This window comes from Candidatus Bathyarchaeota archaeon (assembly GCA_026014745.1).
GTDB lineage: Archaea > Thermoproteota > Bathyarchaeia > Bathyarchaeales > Bathycorpusculaceae > Bathycorpusculum.
On sequence record JAOZHS010000003.1, the window covers coordinates 297,855 to 317,100 of the forward strand.

The following is a 19,246-nucleotide window of genomic DNA, read 5'->3' on the forward strand; positions in this document are numbered from 1 at the left end:
CTATTTATTTTGATAATGGGAACCTTTTTGACTTGACGCGATGTTCTGTTCCACACATACATACACCGTTATCTGCCGTCACTATCTGATTGCTTAATATTTGAACCTTTAAGTATTTTGTCTATTAAAGCCTCGAATTCCTTGGGAACACCCTGCTCAACTTTTGCATCTATAACACCAATTCCGAACACGTCAATGCCATAGATTTTACCCAGCACCGCTAACTCGTTACCGCCTGACAAATCCAAAAGCAACGCCTTAGTTGGGTTTACGTCTATTTTCTTTGCCAAGAACGCCACCACATCGCTCTTATTTCCATCTATTGAAGCATCCATGACTATGCGGATGCTGTCTTTCTCAGCAATCAAATCAAAATGTGACTGCGTCCCAGAAACCCCAGTGATGTTGTCATGCAACTTTACATTGAACCCCTTATTCTCCAAGAACACGCTCAAGTTTTCGAGCAACGGAAACTCGCTGGTAAGCTCACTTAAAACAGCATCATTAACTCTGTACGATGAAACCTTGATGTATTTTGCATCTTGAAAAGTAGAAACCTTACCGCAGTTTAGGCACCAATGAATAACCTCAGGTCTGTCAAAACGGTTGGAGCATTTTTCACATTGATAGAAGTTACCTATGCTTCGATAGTCGAGTCCTTCTTGGGAAAGCACAGTGCCACAGCGGGGGCAAACCATGGTTTCGTCTTTCATAAAGTCCTTACGTGCACCAATATAGCCGCATTCCTTATGCTCAAGAAGTTGAGTAAGCCCCACATCTTGTGAGCCACATCTTGGGCAAGTAAATTTAGAATGAACTTCGGGCGAATTGCAACTTGGACAGATTAAGGTTCGGGTCACTTCTTTATCTTTAAGAAAACCCTGATGAACAAGCGAATCAAAGGCAGAAACCATCATTGAATAATTGTAATTTTTAAAGTGCTCCTCAGCTTCAGGGTACCGAATACCTGATTTATCAAGATAGGGATTAATCTCTACGATTCCTTTTCGGATCAGTTCCCTTACGAAGTCACGTGCCGATTTGTCATCAGATGGTTTCGAATCCACCACTATTTGTTGGTCTTTTTTAGTCAACAGTTTCATGCCATACCTCCCAAGGCGTTAAAGAAAACAAGACTTAAGATTAACAGAATAACTGAATGCCGCAAACCTGCAAGATAACATCTATCCCCAATTTTGCCTGCAATCAAACCCGCAAACAAAGACTCTACAATGGAAGCCCAAAACAGAATTGAAGTGTAGTAGTTGGTGTCTAACACCGTGATGGCGTTGCCTAATCCGGAGGGATTTTGGGCTGAGGCAGCAAGCGGAATCAAAAATTGATTCAGAACCACAAACGAAATTATTAAAAAGATAGCGATAGCTGCATAGACGGTGTAGAGGTAGGGTTTCATGTTGTTTTGTTGCTCTTGCCGATATTGATCTATGTTTGTAAAGAGTTCCACGCTCATATCAAGTACTTCGCTCATTTTGCCGCCAGATTGGTTAGCCTCAACGAGTATGGTTGCAAATCGTGCAAGAGAAGGGCTGCTTACATGTTTAGTGAGTGACATAATGGAGTCTTCCCAGCTGGTGCCTAACGTAAACAAGGTGAGGGCGCGTTCCAGTTCTTTGGCTAAGGGTCCATAACCTTTGTCTGCGGCTTGCTCGACAGCTTTGGGCAAGGTTACACCTGAATTAACCGCTTCAGAAATATCTCTAAGTAGACGCGGTATGGAACTTTCAATCTTACGCACCCAATTATGATTGCTGTACTCAACGAATGCGGGAAACATTATCGCGATGAGTAATCCAAAGATGATGATGTTGTTTGTTTCTTGAGTTATAGGAATTAGGTAGGGCTGTGTCGGAACATAGGCGCCCACAAGGAGGGGGGAAATTATCACTAAGAAGCCGACGGCTACAGAAGTTGCCCATACTGCGGTTCTTAGGCGTTTATTGAAGTACATCTTAGTCCTCCTTAGGTAGCGCGCTGTCTAAAATCAGGATAAATATTATGCAGATGACGGGAATCCCAAAAAACACGATTAAGTTCAGTTGGGAAACGGGCGATAAACTCATGGATGAGTTACCCAAAACCGAGAGAAGCGTAATCATGATTATGAAAGTTACTGGCGCCATAACCATTGCAGTGACGTAGAGTTCTGCGAGTGCAACCAGACCTGCAAGTCTCTTTTTGAGCTGCTCACGTTTTAACGCTAAAAGGTTATTGGTTTCAAAGGCAAGGAGGCTTTTGAGGTCTCCACTGGTTTTTGTGGTGCTGTTGATACTTAAGAGGAGTTTTGAGAAGGTTTCTGAAGCACTACGCATTTGGGTATCTTTTAGCGCGGCAGTAGTGTCCGCACCAAATAATTTTATGTTAGTCGTAAAGCGCAAAGCTAAGTCCTTTATCGCAAGGTGAGGTTCAACCTCGACAACGCGCTCAAACAAGCGGTCAATAGAGATACCGCCTGCGGAAAGCACACTCATGTAGCCGACGGTGTAGATTAGGTTAGAATCAATTTCATTCTTGTTTTTGTTGACCCGCATAACAGGATATGCAACAGCGATAATCGCGGCAGTCATACTGGCTACAAAAGTCAAAATAATCGCCCCAATTAATCCTCGAGCGAGGGAAACACCAAGTACAGATTGAAGCAACAAAGAGACCGCAAAAGAACAAGCGGCTGTAATGATGACTGTGAATATGGATAGTGCCGCGTACAATTCGTAGGTTACTTTGATGCCGCTCTTGGCGTAATCCTTCTTTAGGCTAGAAAAATTAGGGACAAAGTTACCAAATAAACGGTAGCTTGTTTCAGTAATGAAGCCTAAAAAGTGTTCTCTATGGATCATTAGGCATCAAACCTCACGTGATTGAAGATCTCCCGCGGATTCACGTAGTATTTCCTAATTAAATCGGCGACTTGGTCATAGGTGCTGAGATTGGTTTGGGCCATCCATTTCAGAATTAACTCTCGTTTTTCAAGGTCCTCTACTACTTGCTCAACTGGAATGTGTTTGGAGTCGGCTACCTTGTTTAATGCAAAACTCTGCTTAATGTCAGGGATAGCAAGGTTGATAGCGTCATCTCGCGGGTCCCACCCGAAAAGCTTCCTAAAGCCACCGCTCTCGTCAATTTCGGATAATTCCGTTATACGCCTAACTACTTTATCATGGAATTTAGTACGGTTCAACTGGGCAACGACATTCATCAGAGGAATCAACATTGGCGGTATATCCATCGGTTTGGTCAAGAGACGTTTCTCGACGGCTGCAACATCTTCCGCGTGAATCGTGCACATGCCACCGTGACCCACAGAGATGCTCTGGAACAAGGTGAAGGCTTCTTCGCCGCGGATTTCGCCTACGATAATGTAATCGGGTCTTTGCCTAAGCGAAGACTTCAACAAATCAAAAAGCGTAACTTCTTTGATGCCCTCCTGCAAGGAGGGTCGCGTCACCATCGGAATCCAGTTTTCATGTAACCGCAATTCTCGAACCTCCTCGATGGTAACGACTTTCATTTCGGGAGGGATGAAGGTGCAAATTGAGTTCAAAAGCCCCGTTTTACCCGCCGCAGTAGCACCTGAAGCGATTATGGACCGCTTATTTTCAACCAAAATCCACAGGTACGCAGCCACTAACGGCGTTAAAGTCCCCAGATTAATGAGGTCAATGATGGTGAAGGGGTTAGCTCGCACTTTACGAATGGTGAAGGTACTGCCTCGCTTTGAAACCTCTTCTAGCGTGACGTGAATTCGGAAACCTTCAGGTAGAGCGCCTTCTAGGATGGGGTTTGATATGGAAATTTGATGCCCGGAACGGTACGCCAACCGCGTAATGAAGGTGTTGAGTTCTGCGCTTTCGCTAAACGTTACGTTAGTCGGCAAGGACTCGTATAGGCGGTGCCAAACATAAATCGGAATCCCAACGCCGTTACAGCTAATGTCTTCGATGTTTTGGTCCTTAATTAAAACATCAACAGGTCCATAACCAAGAAAATCTCTGGTGATAAAGTAAGCAAATTTGTCCATGGATTTTGCGGTGACATCCAGTCTGAAACGTTTAACCATCTTTTTGATGTCCGCTGTTAAGAACGATTCCAGAGCATGCTCATCTTTGAGCTTATCTAACGAGAGGCTGGCTTCTTCCCGAATAGCATTTTTTAGTTTTCCCAGAGTAACCTGCTCAGTAGGCGTCATTGTTGGCTCTATAACTCGGTAGAGTAACCTACCAGATGCCTTATCGAGCTGAATACCAACGTTGCCAAATGGCGGCGAAACAGCATAGAAGTCTCTAAACTGAGAATCATGATCATCCTTAGACGCGGCGTCAGCATTTTTGTCAGTCTGCGGGGCAGCGGGTTTTTTCCTCTTGAAAAGGTCAAGGAAAATCAAAGGTTTTGTTTTCTCTTCAACAACTGCAGCGTTCTGTTTGCGTTTTTCAAGGGTCATTTAGGCTGCCTCCTGTGTTATGGCTTTGTGCCCAACAGTGGTTCCCACAGATGCGATAATTGTGACGGTTTGGCCAGAGCGGTTGGTTGCTTGAAGTTTTATTTGGTAGGCGCCGTTTGCGTCAAGTTGAACCCAGGCGGGGTTGTTTATGGCCGAATCGTTCGCAGCATTAAGTAGTGTGATGTCTGTGCCGGTAACATATATTGAAACATACACGTAAGGAGTCGAATATCCGGTGCCTGATTTTGAGGTAATTGTGTAGGTTTGCCATCCACCATAGGGTATGGTGTTGCTACTGGGTGTGTAGTTTAGGTCGATTTGTATCCAGTCAAAGTATACGTTAAATTGGGTAGCTGTGTCCTTGACTGCGGTTATTTTCACTTTCCAATGCCCTGAACTATCCCTGAAATCATCTGCGTCGGATACAATAGCCATTGATTGGAGTTGGCGGGTGTTAGATGTTGCGCTAGAGGTATATGAGCGGTAGCCGTCTCCGCTGGTCATATAGACTCCGCTGGTATAGTTATAGTATTGAATTGTCACCGACGCTGAGCCAGTGTTTAGGTAGCTTGCGATGTTGCTGTCAAACGATAACCAACTGTTCGTGGTTGATGACCCGGTGAACTCTACTTGAGAGGTGTACTGGTCAGTTCCGCCCCAGACGTTTAGGAGAGCGACGTCGATGTCCCAGCTGTTTTGCCACCACCAGAATGACTGGGAATCTCGGAAGCGTATCGTAAACGTTGAGGACGTCAGATATGAGGAGATTGAAACATTATTCCAGCCATACGATAAACTGGGGATTACGTTTTGCCATGCGCCGTTCCAAACGTCTACGGATAGGTAGTCATATCCTGTGTAGCCGCCAAGGTATATTGCGAGAACTTCGTTTGACTGGGTATAATCCAGATTTGTCCATTGTACCTCGGAATTTAATTCATAGATGGGGGGAGGCGTGGTTTCTTTGATGATTAAAACATCATCAATAAAGCAGGCTTCACCGTTATCAGGTGTTCCCGAATTGATTTGAATACGGAAATTGCTTCTAAAGTATTGGCTGTCGGTTATTTTTGCAGTGTATTCGTACCATGTGTCCTCGACGGGTGAGAGGTAGTTTAGGTTTTGTATGGTGTTGTATGAGTAGCCGTTGAAGTATCGAAGTTGGAAGTTATCGTTGTCGTCAATGTCATCTTCCATGAACCAAAAATGGACATATATTGCCGATGCTGAGGACATATCCAGATCATCTGAAGTTAAATATCCATCATCGGTTGAATCCGAATCCGCCATATACGTTCCACTATGGGGCAGCCAAGGATAACCGTAGGTTGAGCTTGTTGCGGGTACGCCTGAACCGTCTGACCAGCTGGTTGCGCCATTATCATTCCAATTGTTGTAGTTTCCAGCTTCAAAACCATCATCTAGCAGGGTAGTGTTTGTAACGCCTCCTGAGGTATCCGTCTCAGTTAACGTGTCAGAGGTGCCGTCGGGTCCGCTTTTGAGCGCGTTAAAATTGCTGTGCACTCCCGCAGTTGAGGTTTCTGAGTTGGGAAAATAATTAGAGTTGACATAGGTTCCCGTAAAATATGAGCTGAAAACTGCCGAATTCAAATCGTTAGCTGCCAAGCTGGAACTTGTTCCGCTCACATAACCTGTGCCACCCTGTGGACTCCACTGTGTTGGATTGTAACTTGCGTAACCGTTGCCAGTTCCAGTTATGAGCACTTGCCCTGCACCATCGCCACCTGAACCACCCGAGGGGGCAGATAAAATGGAAACACTTGCTGTTGTAAATGTACCTTGAGCGGCTTGGTTATATGTTGCTTCGAAAAGAACGGTTCCGATTTCTGTTGCAGCATAGGTCCAGGAGAAGAATTTGCTTGAACCGGGCGCTAAAGTATCAATCTTCAGGGATGTGGGCGCGGATAAAATTGAGGTTAGTGTAGACGGAATCGCGGATAGGCTCACGGTTATGTTTTCAGCCGCCACGCCTTCTTGATTATTGTTTGTTACCGTTAGAAGGAGTGTGATGTTGTTTGATTGGTAAACAGTTGGGGGAGCCGCTATCAAGGATAAATCAAGTTTGACTTGACTTGCTGAATAAAGCGCATAGTCAAAAACGTTGCCTAACTCGGTTATTAATTGCACGGTATATTTTTGACTGGGCGTAACTTTGAAGGCGGAAAGGAAACTCTGGGTTTCCCCGACTGAGACAGGTTCACTTATGCTGAAAAAACCTTGGTTTTCAGGTGTTATTGACTGGTTAAATAACCCTAACCAAATCACATTTGATTGGAGACTACCGATGTTTTTTACGGTTATGTTTAGCTTATTGTCGCTTGTTATTTGAACTGAAAGAATCGACAGTTTCTCGTTACTACGGTCTCTATCCACCATGTCCATTGCGGTAGTGGTGGCCGTGTAATCGTTCATGTTCAACAAGGACAATTCATAGAACGTAAAGCCAGATAAAATAATCAGAACTATGAATACTGCTCCTATTACTGAACCAACTCCTTTTTTGGAGAGTCTAAGTTTCGTAAAGAACAGTTGCTTTTCCTCCCCTTGCTGAAACCGCAAGTATCTCTAAGCATGAATTAGATTGAACTGTAAAGGGCGAAGTAAACTGAACAGTTAGAAGTTTTCCTGTTCCTATCGTTGTGTCCTTCCCGCTTTGATATTGCTGCACGGCAGTTCCGTTAAGGTAGAGTGCAGCTATGCGGAGGTCGGTTTGCCCATAATTAAATACAGTAATATTGAATCGGTTTTGAGAATCGGACCATACGCGAAGAATTTCAAATCTCTCTTGCGCTTGCTCACTATAATATGCTGTTTTATGAGTGAAGTCATCGCTTGATGCAGATATGGCGTTTAAGCTATATGCGTAAACTCCTACACCAGCGATTGTGATAATTAGGATAATAACAAGGCTACCTACGATTTCTGCAACCCCTTTTTTGCAACGTATTAGCCTTTTTAACAGTGTTTTTCACACTCCGTTAATAAAAAAAGAAAAAAGTTCGGTTGTTTATCGGGCCTCAACTGAGGTGCTCACGGTTGTGCCGTCAACACAAACAACCTTAACATCATAGAACCGACTTGCTTCGAGGGTTTGTTTATCTAACTGAAGATATGCTGTTTGTTGAACATCTAGTGGTGTCGATGAAGTTGTGAAAGCGGTAGCATTTTCTACGGCGGTACCTGCAATGTAGATTTTATCAAGGACAAGATCTGATCCGCCAGCGTTCCGAACATAGAGTTTTATCTGTTTGTCTTCTACGCTTGCAGTTATAGAATCAATTTGAATTATGCCAGTATTTGTGGAACTCTGTTGTGCGCCTCCGATCCAGCCCATAACATAAGCGTAAACCACTACGCCTGCTGCTACTGCCAGAAGCATTAGAATCAACGCTGCTATGACTGCTGAAAAGCCTGTTTTGCTCTTACATAGTTTTTTTAGGTTCACTTTTTTTTCTCCTGAGTTGATATGCTTCCTATTGTTGTACTTGTATACTTTAACTCTTATGAATCAATAATCAATATTTTAAACTCGAGCCCAAACCACTAGGACGCAAACTAAAAGTTCGAATATCTTAAATATCAACAGCAACATAACGTAGAATGGTAGATTTTTATGCAAAAATATAGTACTACTCTAATTTATGCAAACATAGTCGCATACATTTTTACTATTCTAATTAATAGCTTAGCGGGCAGCACCATGTTAATTGGCGGTCAAAACACCGCTGCAATATCAGACAATAATCCTACTCTTATAACGCCGGCGGGCTACGTGTTTTCTATTTGGGGAATAATCTATGTTCTTCTGGGAGCATTTGTAATCTACCAAGCACTGCCAAGAGAACGCAAAAGCGCATATCACCAAAAAATCGGCTGGCTCTTTTTACTTAGCAGTTTATTTAATATCGCTTGGATTTTTGTTTGGCAATACGAAAGCCTAATCCTGTCAGTTATCCTCATCTTTGCCTTATTGTTCTCGTTAATTGCGATTTATATGCGTCTAAACATCGGGCGCTCAAAAGTCAGGACAAGCGAACGCCTTGCAGTTCATTTGCCTTTTAGCGTTTATTTGGGTTGGATTACGATTGCTTCGATAGCTGATGTTGCGGTGACTTTGACTGCATATAACTGGGATGGCTTTGGAATTAGCCCTGAAATTTGGGCAACAATCGTTGTCGCAGTTGCGTTAGTTATAACTCTGCTTATGCTTGGAATTCGTAAAGACGTGGCTTACGCGTTGGTGGTCATCTGGGCTTTAGTCGGCATCGGGATGAACAATAGCGGCAATCAAACGGTTATGCTGTTAACACAGATAGGCAGCATCATCGTGGGCGTCGCGATAATTGTGGTAGTCATCATAACTTTGCTAAGAAGAAAAAAGAAGAGTCCTGCAACAGAGATAGACTGATAGCGCAATCTTGATTTCTACAAAAGAAAAACAAAACAGTAGTTCAAAGTTTTGTTTTGTCTCTTTGTGTGGGCGCTGCGGTTTACAGGATGCCACAAGATAGTTGTAGGCGGCGTTTGTTCTTTGGGTTTGCAGCCTGTTTCTACGCCTGTTTGGATGTGGCATAACCGAATCTCACCACACGCCCAACATGCAGCTATGTTGAAATCGCCGCGATGTGCATGTGGAAGCATGTATGGATTGGTTTTTTCTCCACAAGAACCAACACCACAACCCGCATACAAACAAAAATAAAAAAAGAGGGGGAAGTTATTGAGGTACGTTTTTTTATGGTCGCTTCCTGATGGCCATCAACAATACAACGCCGACGATGGCGACAGCGATGATTATAGCAATTCCGACGCCAAGGATGTAGGTCTCTGTCTGGGGTAAAGTAATTGCTTGTTGCGGAGTTGCAGTTGGAGCCGCTTCATCCACGGAAAGATAGGTTGTTGCTGAAGATGGGTAATACGAGTGTGTGCCATCAAATCGAGCGAAGATAGTGTATAAGCCGGGAACTTCAGGGTGGAATGCGAAGCCGTAGTTTCCGTTTCCGTCGCTGGTAGTGTTGCCGATTTTGTAGTAGTTGCCGTTGGGGTCGAGAGTTTCAAAGACCATGTCGACGCCTTTGAGGTCAAGGGGTTTGCCTTGGTCCATGAAGAGGTATTCCATCCATGCTTGCATGTCAGCGTCGCAAATAGCGGGGGTACCTTTGAGCGGGGTTTCTAAGCCACCGTTTATGTCACGACTGCCAGAACGTGAGTCATCTGTAACTGTACCCGTTATCAGTACGGTGCTGCCAAATGTTGAAACCTCAGGTGATGCTGCGACTGTAGTTGCACTTGCGCCTTTACCATAGCAGTAGATGCGGTTGTCGTAGAGGTTGAGGGTTACGATGTTGCCGTCTGCAACCACTGCGCCGCTTCCTGCGCCCATGCCTGCACCCCAGTTGTTGATCTTCCAAAGTTCAACACCGTTTGATGCATTGACACAGCGCAAGTACGAGCCACGCCACAGGGGTTGAGTGGGAGAGTGTTCGCTAGAGGTCAAGTATAGTTTGCCGTCTGCAACGCAGGCGATGCCGATGGGGTAATTACCATATGGAGATTCATCGCCGTATTGAGCAGCAGTGTAGTTCCAGAGAAGTTCACCGGTTTTAATATCGTAGGCATTCATTATGCCGCCGTAACCAAGCGATAGCAGTTTACCTTGGTATATGTTGTAGGATAATCCGTAGAAGTTCATTTGCGATTCAGGCGTACTTGTCTTCCACAATTGCTGCATCGTGTCGAGGCTGTAGCACCACCAGTTCCTTGAAAGAGATTCACTGTAGAGGAAAACGCCATCTTCAGGGTCAACAACAGGTCCACTCATAGCGCCACTTGTGAATGTACCAAATGCTGATAGGCTGTTGTAAGTTGTCTCTGGAGGCGTGAATTTGCGGTTCCAAAGGGTAGCACCCATTGGGCCCTTTGAGGGGTCAAGATTCAACGCCCAGAGGTTGCCTTGAACGATTGTTTCGTTGGGGGAGTTCTTTCCGGCTGTGCCGCCGATAATCATGTTGCCTTCGCGAACTGCATAGATGGTACCTGAAATGTCACTGCCTATGGATACGTTTAATGAGTAGCCGTTGTTGCCGTCGAAGGTTTTGTTAAGTGTAGGTCGCCACATCCAATAGTCGTTACTGGCGAAGTATGGCTTGTACCAGATGGCTTGGCTGGTGTTCCAAACTTGCAGGTAATTTTTGGGGTTGGTGGTGTTTCCGTAGTTTTGTATGTGGTATGCGGTTATGCTTCCGTCTTTGCCATAGACTTGGTCGTAGCTGACAAAGAAGCCTCCGCCGCCTGTTGCCCAGCTGGGTATGTTGTTAATGCTACAGATGTAGTTGCTTGAGTATGCATCAAACATCATCCAAGACGCATTGGGGTTGGGTGTGCCAAAGAAGTCTGCGTAGGGTTTGCTCCATAGATAGGGGAAGCCGCCGTGTTGGTTAGGTGACTCGTAATCGTAGATTTGTCCAAAAGAGAGCGCTTCGCCTGCGATGCTGCCTGATGAGGAGAAACCGCCGCCTGTTCCAACGACTGGGCCCGTGGTGTTGTGGAAGTAGAGGGTTTCGCCAGTGTATAAGTCAAGGCAGTACCAGCCTTCTCGGGGCAGTGATTGAACGTTGTAGAACACTTTGCCGTCAAGAATTATTGGGGGCGTAAAGGATAGACCTTCGTAGTGCGCAGTTTGATATCCTGTTTCGCCGAATCGTTCGTCCATGATGCCGCCAGACCACATGGGTGTTGCCCATAAAATGTGGGCGCTTTCAGGTCCTAGTCCGTAACCGAAGTTTTGTGTTGGACCATTTACTTGGGCTGCTCCAGCTAACCAGTTGCCAGCTAGCACATACTGGTTTCTGCTCATAGCGTTTATGGGGCGTGTCCAATAGCTGTCAGGTAGTGGTGCTTCAGGCCACATGGGGATTGGAGCTTCTTGCACTGTTAGGGTTATGGGGTCGCTTTGGCTGGCGAGGTAGGTGTCGTTCATATTGTTGTATCCAGAACTCATTGCACCAAATCCTGGAGGTAAGCCGTTAGGTGAACCGTCAATTTTCTTTGAATCCATGCGAGCGACGATAGTGTAGTCTCCAACTTCAGTAGGTGAGAAAGTTGTCCATGAACCGCCGACTGGGTCGGAAAGGAAGGGCCCCAGTGTTGATTCGACTCCGGCAGGTGAGGTTATGTCAATCCAGAATGTCCATGCGTCGCCATACTTGCCCTGCGCTGTAGGTGGCACTGCATTGCTCCAGAAGACTATGACTGTTGTTTGTCCAACGCCTATGACTTCGTTTGTGACTGCAACGTATGTCCAAGTTGGCACATTCCATGGAGGGGTGTGTGCCTCAGTGAGGGGTAATGCAATCATCGAAATTGTTATGGATAACATTAGGCTCAACGCGAATGTTAACATTATTTTCTTTTTTTGCATAATTTTTCGCCTTTTTCTGTGTTAGCCACTTTTTGGTTTTTTCTATAAAAGTAAGCGCCGTAAGTTTGTTTAACATAGCCTGTCGTAAGAGAGTAAGCTGACAAGCGTTTAACGGAAATTAATAAATATATAATCAGTTGATACACGAAAAGCAGAGGCAGGGCTTTGAAGGGGTTAGGTGAAGCTCAAACTCTGATGAATCTGGGTTTGACTGCATCTCAAGGCAAGGTGTACCTTGCGCTTCTACGATTAAGAGGCGGCTCAAAAGGGACAATCATTGCAAAATTTGCTGGTGTCCCTCGACAAGACGTCTATCGGCTTCTAGATGAGCTACAAGCCTTGGGCATTGTCCAGAAGACACTGGCTAGACCCGCAAAGTTTCGCAGTGTTCCCCCACAAGAAGCGGTTAATATTCTTCTACAAAGAAAAATCGGCGACTTCGACGAATTAAAAGATCAAGCCCAACAGTTTGTTCAAAGAGCCACTCTAAACTTAAATGAAATACCCCTCCTATCCGAAGAGGAACAATTCGCATTAATCACCGAACGAGAAGCCATCATCAACAAGATAAAAGAAGAATTGGATAACCTCCAGCACACCGTTGACTGCGTCGCTTCAATTAATGAGGTCCTGCCGTGGTTTGATTTTTTGTCGGGTTCCGTTGATTCTTTGTTGAACAGGGGTTTAAAAGTCCGTTGGATTACAGCGATACCCGACAGGAACCAGTTGCCCAAACAGTACCAAAATTGCCTAAAATACCGCAATTTCAACATCAAATATCTGTCAAGCCCCCTAAAGCCTAAATGCGTAATTTTCGACGGCAAAGTAGTCCTGTTAAGCACTTTCACAGGCTCCAGTTTCATGCATTTGCCCTCATTATGGTCAAATAACGAGTCTTTACTAAACGTCGTGATGGGTTATTTTGAAGCTTGCTGGAAAAACGCTACTCTACATTACCCAGTAGAAAATAAAAAATGTGTAGAAATGTTCACAACAAAAAGATAACCAACCCGTTTGAGTACTCAGCACGTGATTGTGTCGTCTACATTACAAATAGTAATCTGCCGCTTCTTCAGCGACCCTTGCCTTTGCGGTCCTTTTTCCAAAGTAGAGATTGATTAAACGGGCAATTAAAATCGCGATGTACAAAACGCCCACTATGGGTTCTATCATGACTATTGACTGAGCTTGTAAAGTAATTGGAGTTAAAACGCCGCCAACGCTGGTTAGTACATAATAACTAAAGTAAATAAAAACTGGAAAGCCCAACGTACCTTCGGGGGTTACAACCACAAATGACCCCGGAGTAACCAGTTCTACTAAGTGATAAAATGAACCCCACGTCAACCCTATTAACAGGTATGTGGCGATACCGCCCCAGATATAGTCAGAAGTGAAATGCTCTTCAACTTTGTTTGTCGCTAAGTCAGCAAAGATAATAATGGTTACCGACGCTAAAGTTAGCGAGGTTAGAATTCTGTTAACTAATTCAGTTGTATCTGTTGCGAGGATAATGTTTAGAGCAATCGAGAAAAGAGTTGCACATATGAGCAATAAACAAATTTTTCCACCAACCCTTACGCGGTAAACAGAGAAGCTGATGGTGATTAAAATGAAGGCTACCCAGAACCCAAGTATCAGTCGACCAAAGGCGTATTGAGTGAAGGTATAGGGAATTATGATTAGAAAAATCATGATAGATATGCAAACTAGCAGATATTTTGTTCTAGCAAGCCAACTTCGAATTTTACACCAAGAAAGCCCTTTTAACATTGCCCACCGCCTAAAAAAGAAGTTAACAGAGCCAGAAAAGAGCACTATTCTTTTCAAAGAACTCTGCGTTTGTGGGTTTTTAAACATTTAACCATTTCACCAAAGCCTCATTTGCAGGTCTATCAAAAGGTAGAAAGATATGATTGTGCGCTCACAATAACAAATTTTTATCCGTAAGCAAGCATGTCCCCTTTTAGGCATTGCATACCGTTTTTTTGGGTTCAACTATGACCAAAGATGACACATCTATTTTTTCGTCAGCATCTCATCTTGTAAGAGTACTCATCCTAGCAGCCATCATAGGCGCAATAACTAGTCTACTAACAATCGTTTACCTGTTTATTGTTAGCTGGGGCGAAGCATTCTTTGAAACACCACCTCAAGGACTGCAGATAGAAATGTTTTGGCCCCTTATTCTGCTGACTATAGGCGGAGTAGTTGTTGGGTTAACTATCAAATATGCTGGAGAACACATCCAGTTAGGGTCAACCCAAAAAGAGTTCACTGAAAAAAAAGGACGCTTAGATTACCGCCATTTACCGAGCATAGTAACGCAATGTGTACTTTCTCTGTGGAGTGGGGCTTCAGTTGGTCCAGAAGGGGGACTGGCAGATGTAGGCGGTGGCACGGCTACGCTGCTTGCAGAAAAGCTCAAGATTAGAGCAAGCTCGATAATTTTTGTAACTTACTGCGGTGTGGCGGGCAGTTTCGGGTCTTTTTTTGGGAGCCCACTTATAGGCGCTTTCGTAGCCATGGAGTACCTGTTTATCCAAGGAATACCCTATGTTGAATTGCTTGTCCCCGGATTAGTCTCAGCAACTGTGGGCTACTTGGTTTATTATCATGTTTTCAACATTACCATTTCAGGAATTTTGATCTTCCCAGAATATGCCTCACCATTATTCATTGATCTCCTTTGGGCACTTGTGATAGGAGTAATTGGCGGGTTTTTTGGGGTATATTACAGGTGGCTGTATGCAAAACTCGAAAAGCACCTGTTCAACAGACTAAAAAGCAGCCCAATTAAAAGAGGTTTAATTGGAGGAGTAACTGTGGGTCTTATTGGCTCGTTTGTTCCCTTACTACTCCACTCAGGTCAAACCGAAATAGTTAGCATTCTATTCCAAAGCAGCGCGTACACGGTTGGTTTTCTACTGCTTCTCATGATAGGCAAATCTTTTGTAACAGCAATATCGTTTAACACAGTTTTTAAGGGAGGACCAGTTTTTCCCTATCTATTCATGGGCGGCACAATGGGTTTAGCTATCACCCAATTGTTACCCTTTATTCCGCAAGGTGTCGGAGTCACCGCGGGCATGGCAGCCGTTGCTAGCGCCCTCTTTCCCTTACCTATTTCAGTAATTCTCCTTGTTTCATTGATGTCCCAAATCAACTTGATTCCCATGATAGCCATAGCATCAATTGTTGGCTTTCTAATTAATCGGTATATGACTAAATTTGTAGCCGCCAAGTAACTAGCTGACCAATCAATTAGGCACTTGCCTTGAACCATCAGTACAAAAAGAAAATATACTCGAATTAATATTGAAACAATAGGTCACTTTTTTGGAAGATAATACACGTCTAGCACTTATTCGCACCTTACTTGCTGCAGAAAGAAATTACTTAGCCATAGAAAGAACGCAACTATCCCAGTTACGCACCGGTTTATCGCTTGCCGTTATCGCCCCCTCGGCTGCAGCAACCTTGTCATACGCTTTTAGTTATTTTCCCGAAAGCATCCAAGTCGAGATCATATTTTATATCTTTTTTACAGCACTCACAGTATTTGGAACATACATGAGTATTTCGGCATACCGAAAATTGAGTAAGACAAGAAAAGTTCAAAAAATAATCCGAAATAGACAAACAGAAGTCATGTCACAAACAGAATTTTTAGAGCAATATTTCAAAGATATCCTGATAAAAAGCTAAAAGGCTAAGCATTGCTGAGAAAAAGATTCCACGATTATTTGTGCCAAAGCTCCATAATATCTGAAGCAGGATAACCCGCGCGCAACAAATCTGCCATAATTTGCATTGGTTCTTTTGTATGCGTAAAAAAATCTTTCAACCCTACGCACAACCAATTCAGGTTTTCTTCGCCATCAAGTGTTCTTAGAACACGATTTTTTGGGCATTCCCCGTAACAAGTAAACAAGAACTCGCATGCTCGACAGTAATGGGGAATTTTTTTCCATTTGGCATCTCCAAAATTCTTTTGTTTACTGCTAAAAACAAGGTCCGCCAATGGAGTGTCTAGTATATTCCCTAAAAGGTAGTTTGGTTCTACAAAGTGGTCGCAGCTATAAACGTCGCCGTTATGTTCGAGAGCGACACCCTCCCCACATTTGGGGCTCAATATACAAAGAGACGAATAACCCCGAACATACGAGCATAACACGCCATCGAAAAACTGAATAAACATCTTGCCAACATCGTGAGCTATCCATTCATCAAAAATATCAATTAAAAACCGCCCATACTGATTCGGATTCACCGAGCGATCAGTAATACAGTTGCCTTCTTGGTTTCCTGTTTCATTGTCTCTCTCAACAATAGGAATAAACTGCAGAAAAGGCGTTTTTAATTCATCACGAAAAAAACGGTAAACTTCAAGCGGGTGCTGGCTGTTTACTGCGTTAATGGTGCAGAGAATATTAAATTCAACGTTGTGTTGCCGCATCAGATGGACGCTACGGAGTACCTTGTCAAAAACAGAATTGCCCAGTTTGTCTTTTCGGTAAGCATCATGCATTTTTTTGGGACCATCAACGCTTAAACCCACCAAAAAATTATTATCATGCAAAAAACGGCACCATTCATCATCAATCAAAACACCATTGGTTTGTAAAGTATTCTCAACCGTCACGCCAGAGCGAACTGTCTGCTTTATTACGTCCATGGCGCGGCGAAAAAAGTCTAAACCCATCAGTGTGGGTTCGCCGCCCTGCCAAGCAATAGTTACAGTAGGTGACGTGTGAGCCTCTATGGTTTGGTGGATGTATTTTTCCATGATTTCCAATGACATTTGGAAGTTACTGTTGGGGTACAGTTGCTTCTTTTTTAAATAGAAGCAGTAATCGCAGTTTAGGTTGCACATAGAACCCGCAGGCTTAGCCATGACGTGAAAAGCCCGAACTGCTTGCTCTCTTTGAGTCATCATCAAATCTCAAGATTAGTTATGGTTAGTGTAGACCAGCTCCATTTGCATCCTTTAACTGCTCCATCACGCGATCCAAATTAAACGCGGCAGGTTTCTGACGGGGGGGAAACTCTTTAAAACTCTGAATCATTTCTGCCACATATGCTTGAGCTGGAACAACCAAAAACGCATGCTCAATAACCCAATCCCAATACGTATTTGAGTTCTCATCTGCACGCTCAAAGGGATCTCGGCGCAAATTAAAAATCTTCGGAACCCGCAACGGAACAAAAGGCTCAGCCCACAACGCCAAAGTTTTAGCTCGTTGCTCCATAAAAACCAACTTCCAATCATTATACCTAAGTGCCACAAGCTGACCATCATCATCGATATAGAAAAACGATTTGCGGGGGCTTTCTTTTTCTTGCCCCATAAAGTAAGGCAACATGTTGATGCCATCGATGTGTACTTTAAACTTCTTTGAACCCGCAGTGTAACCTTGTAGTAATTTTTCTTTTACGTTCGGCTCTCCTGAAGCTGCTAAAAGCGTTGGAAGCCAATCCTGATGAGAAACAATACCATTTAAAACCAGACCTGCAGGAAACTTGTTGGGCCAGCGAGCAAAAGCGGGAACGCGCCAAGCGCCCTCCCAGTTAGTGTTTTTCTCGCTCCTAAAGGGAGTTATCCCACCATCAGGCCACGCATTGTAGTGAGGACCATTATCTGTTGAATACATTACCAAAGTGTCTCCCGCTATGTCTAATTCGTCGAGTTTACCCAGAAGTTTACCGATGTTTTCATCGTGGGCAACCATCACATCATTATAAAATCCGCCTTTGCCACTTTTACCCAAATGCTTCGCTGCGGGATGAGTTCTAAAATGCATAGCTGTAGTGTTATACCAAACAAAAAATGGTTTTCCCGACTTTTTAGTGTCCTCAATAAATCTGAGGGCATTCTCAGTTATTTCATCATCAATAGTCTCCATTCGTTTCTTATTCAACGGTCCAGTGTCGTCAATTTTGCCGCCAGCAAAACTATGCAGAACCCCACGAGGACCAAACTTTTTTCTAAATTCGAAATCTTTAGGATAATCAGGGTCTTCAGGCTCCTCCTCCGCGTTTAAATGGTACAAGTTTCCAAAAAACTCATCAAACCCATGATTTGTGGGCAAAAAGTCGTCACGGTCGCCTAAATGGTTTTTACCGAATTGCCCCGTGGCGTAGCCTAATGGTTTAAGCAATTCAGCGATTGTTGGATCTTCCGGTCGTAATCCCAAGTCAGCGCCAGGCATTCCCACCTTTGTTAAGCCAGTTCTAACAGGGTTTTGACCAGTAATAAATGCGGCACGTCCAGCAGTACAACTTTGTTGACCATAATAGTCCGTGAAAGAAATTCCTTCGTTAGCTATGCGGTCTATATTGGGCGTTTGATACCCCATTTGAGCTCTGCTGTTGTAGCTGATGTTCCACCAGCCGATGTCATCGCCCCACATTACAAGAATATTAGGTTTGGTATTTTGACTCACGCACAATCACCTAAAAAAACTCAAAAAAGACATGTACCATTGGGCTGTATCGGGTACTTAATGATTTGTGGTTACCTTATCACAGTACAACCCGTAGGGACAAACACAGCAGACCCTTTGACCTGCCAATTGGGCAAGTAAAAAACGAAAATGAAATGCTGAAAGAAGACTCCAGCAGACAACTCTAAGCAAACGGGCAAGCGCCCACTCGCTTAATTTTTTGAATTAACACTTTTTCTCTTCGGTTTTAGCGAAATCTTCCTTGAATTTCTTAATTCCAATGTCAGTCAACGGATGATTCCACATCTTAGCTAAGACATCGGCAGGTATCGTTGCAATATGAGCACCAGTTTTTGCTGCTTCCAAAACATGAACCGGATGCCTAATGCTGGCAACAATTACTTTGGTCTTAAAGCCATAGTTCTTGTAAATTTGCATTATATCCCGAATTAGGTCCATTCCATCTTCGGATATGTCATCTAGTCTCCCGATAAAAGGCGAAACGTAGCTTGCACCAGCCTTCGCTGCAATTAGCGCTTGATTTGCACTAAAAACCAACGTTACGTTTGTTTTAACTCCCTTTCCTTCGAGGATTTTTGCAGCTTTAATTCCTTCCTGAGTAAACGCAATCTTTACTACGACATTTTTTGCCCATTTCGAATATGCTTCTCCCTCACGAACAATCTCATCGCAAGTATCAGCATTTCCTTCAACTGAAATAGGACCAGTTATTACTTTTGCAATCTCAGCAATTATCGCTTGTTGACTTTTTCCACCCTCTTTTGCAATAAGAGTTGGATTTGTTGTAACTCCATCGACAACGCCAAGTGCTGCGGCTTTTTTAATCTGTTCAACATTTGCAGTATCTAAAAAGAATTCCATCTTTTCTACCTCAAATAAACT

At 43.8% G+C, this 19,246-nt stretch carries 15 protein-coding genes; 4 read left to right on the forward strand and 11 right to left on the reverse strand.

From position 1 onward, the window contains the following. Nucleotides 1-68: 68 nt before the first annotated feature. From NWE92_12775 to NWE92_12800, 6 genes are all read right to left on the reverse strand, one after another. Nucleotides 69-1,103, reverse strand: a complete 1,035-nt coding sequence (locus NWE92_12775; protein ID MCW4030506.1) for a hypothetical protein — start codon at nt 1,101-1,103, stop codon at nt 69-71. Next, on the reverse strand, nt 1,100-1,969 hold the full coding sequence (locus tag NWE92_12780) for a type II secretion system F family protein (protein ID MCW4030507.1): 870 nt from the start codon (nt 1,967-1,969) through the stop codon (nt 1,100-1,102). Before NWE92_12780 ends, NWE92_12775 begins: the two co-directional genes overlap by 4 nt. A gap of 1 nt (nt 1,970) precedes the next feature. Beyond that, a complete protein-coding gene (locus tag NWE92_12785) occupies nt 1,971-2,855 on the reverse strand; it encodes a type II secretion system F family protein (GenBank protein ID MCW4030508.1) in 885 nt (294 codons plus the stop codon). Further along, nucleotides 2,855-4,456, reverse strand: coding sequence for a type II/IV secretion system ATPase subunit (locus NWE92_12790; GenBank protein ID MCW4030509.1), 1,602 nt, complete (start codon nt 4,454-4,456; stop codon nt 2,855-2,857). The genes NWE92_12785 and NWE92_12790 overlap by 1 nt, the downstream gene beginning before the upstream one ends. Continuing rightward, nucleotides 4,457-6,889: a hypothetical protein gene (locus tag NWE92_12795; protein ID MCW4030510.1), complete on the reverse strand. Its 2,433-nt coding sequence runs from the start codon at nt 6,887-6,889 to the stop codon at nt 4,457-4,459. Between the two features lie 595 nt (nt 6,890-7,484). Beyond that, nucleotides 7,485-7,922: a hypothetical protein gene (locus tag NWE92_12800; GenBank protein ID MCW4030511.1), complete on the reverse strand. Its 438-nt coding sequence runs from the start codon at nt 7,920-7,922 to the stop codon at nt 7,485-7,487. A gap of 168 nt (nt 7,923-8,090) precedes the next feature. On the opposite strand from NWE92_12800, the gene NWE92_12805 reads away from it, so the two are divergent. Beyond that, nucleotides 8,091-8,885 (forward strand): tryptophan-rich sensory protein, encoded by a 795-nt coding sequence (locus NWE92_12805; protein ID MCW4030512.1) that lies wholly within the window; start codon nt 8,091-8,093, stop codon nt 8,883-8,885. Nucleotides 8,886-9,212: 327 nt separating this feature from the next. Here the strand turns inward: NWE92_12805 and NWE92_12810 are convergent, their stop codons facing one another. Then, nucleotides 9,213-11,897 carry a hypothetical protein gene (locus tag NWE92_12810; GenBank protein ID MCW4030513.1) on the reverse strand — a complete coding sequence of 895 codons (2,685 nt, stop codon included), beginning with the start codon at nt 11,895-11,897 and terminating at the stop codon, nt 9,213-9,215. A 165-nt stretch (nt 11,898-12,062) separates the two neighbouring features. Here NWE92_12810 and NWE92_12815 point away from each other — a divergent pair, with 165 nt between their 5' ends. Further along, nucleotides 12,063-12,902 (forward strand): hypothetical protein, encoded by an 840-nt coding sequence (locus NWE92_12815; protein ID MCW4030514.1) that lies wholly within the window; start codon nt 12,063-12,065, stop codon nt 12,900-12,902. Between the two features lie 42 nt (nt 12,903-12,944). On the opposite strand, the gene NWE92_12820 is transcribed toward NWE92_12815, so the two are convergent. After that, the gene (locus NWE92_12820) at nt 12,945-13,592 is read right to left on the reverse strand and encodes a hypothetical protein (GenBank protein ID MCW4030515.1); all 648 of its coding nucleotides are present in this window, start codon (nt 13,590-13,592) and stop codon (nt 12,945-12,947) included. 305 nt (nt 13,593-13,897) lie between these two features. Here NWE92_12820 and NWE92_12825 point away from each other — a divergent pair, with 305 nt between their 5' ends. Both NWE92_12825 and NWE92_12830 read left to right on the forward strand, forming a co-directional pair. Further along, nucleotides 13,898-15,145 (forward strand): chloride channel protein, encoded by a 1,248-nt coding sequence (locus NWE92_12825; GenBank protein ID MCW4030516.1) that lies wholly within the window; start codon nt 13,898-13,900, stop codon nt 15,143-15,145. Nucleotides 15,146-15,236: 91 nt separating this feature from the next. Then, nucleotides 15,237-15,605, forward strand: coding sequence for a hypothetical protein (locus NWE92_12830; protein MCW4030517.1), 369 nt, complete (start codon nt 15,237-15,239; stop codon nt 15,603-15,605). Nucleotides 15,606-15,639: 34 nt separating this feature from the next. Here the strand turns inward: NWE92_12830 and NWE92_12835 are convergent, their stop codons facing one another. The 3 genes from NWE92_12835 to fsa all read right to left on the reverse strand — a co-directional run bounded on the left by NWE92_12835 (nt 15,640) and on the right by fsa (nt 19,225). Next, nucleotides 15,640-16,833: an anaerobic sulfatase maturase gene (locus NWE92_12835; protein MCW4030518.1), complete on the reverse strand. Its 1,194-nt coding sequence runs from the start codon at nt 16,831-16,833 to the stop codon at nt 15,640-15,642. Nucleotides 16,834-16,858: 25 nt separating this feature from the next. Continuing rightward, nucleotides 16,859-18,343, reverse strand: a complete 1,485-nt coding sequence (locus tag NWE92_12840; protein ID MCW4030519.1) for an arylsulfatase — start codon at nt 18,341-18,343, stop codon at nt 16,859-16,861. 225 nt (nt 18,344-18,568) lie between these two features. Then, nucleotides 18,569-19,225: a fructose-6-phosphate aldolase gene (gene fsa / locus NWE92_12845; protein MCW4030520.1), complete on the reverse strand. Its 657-nt coding sequence runs from the start codon at nt 19,223-19,225 to the stop codon at nt 18,569-18,571. Nucleotides 19,226-19,246 lie beyond the last annotated feature (21 nt).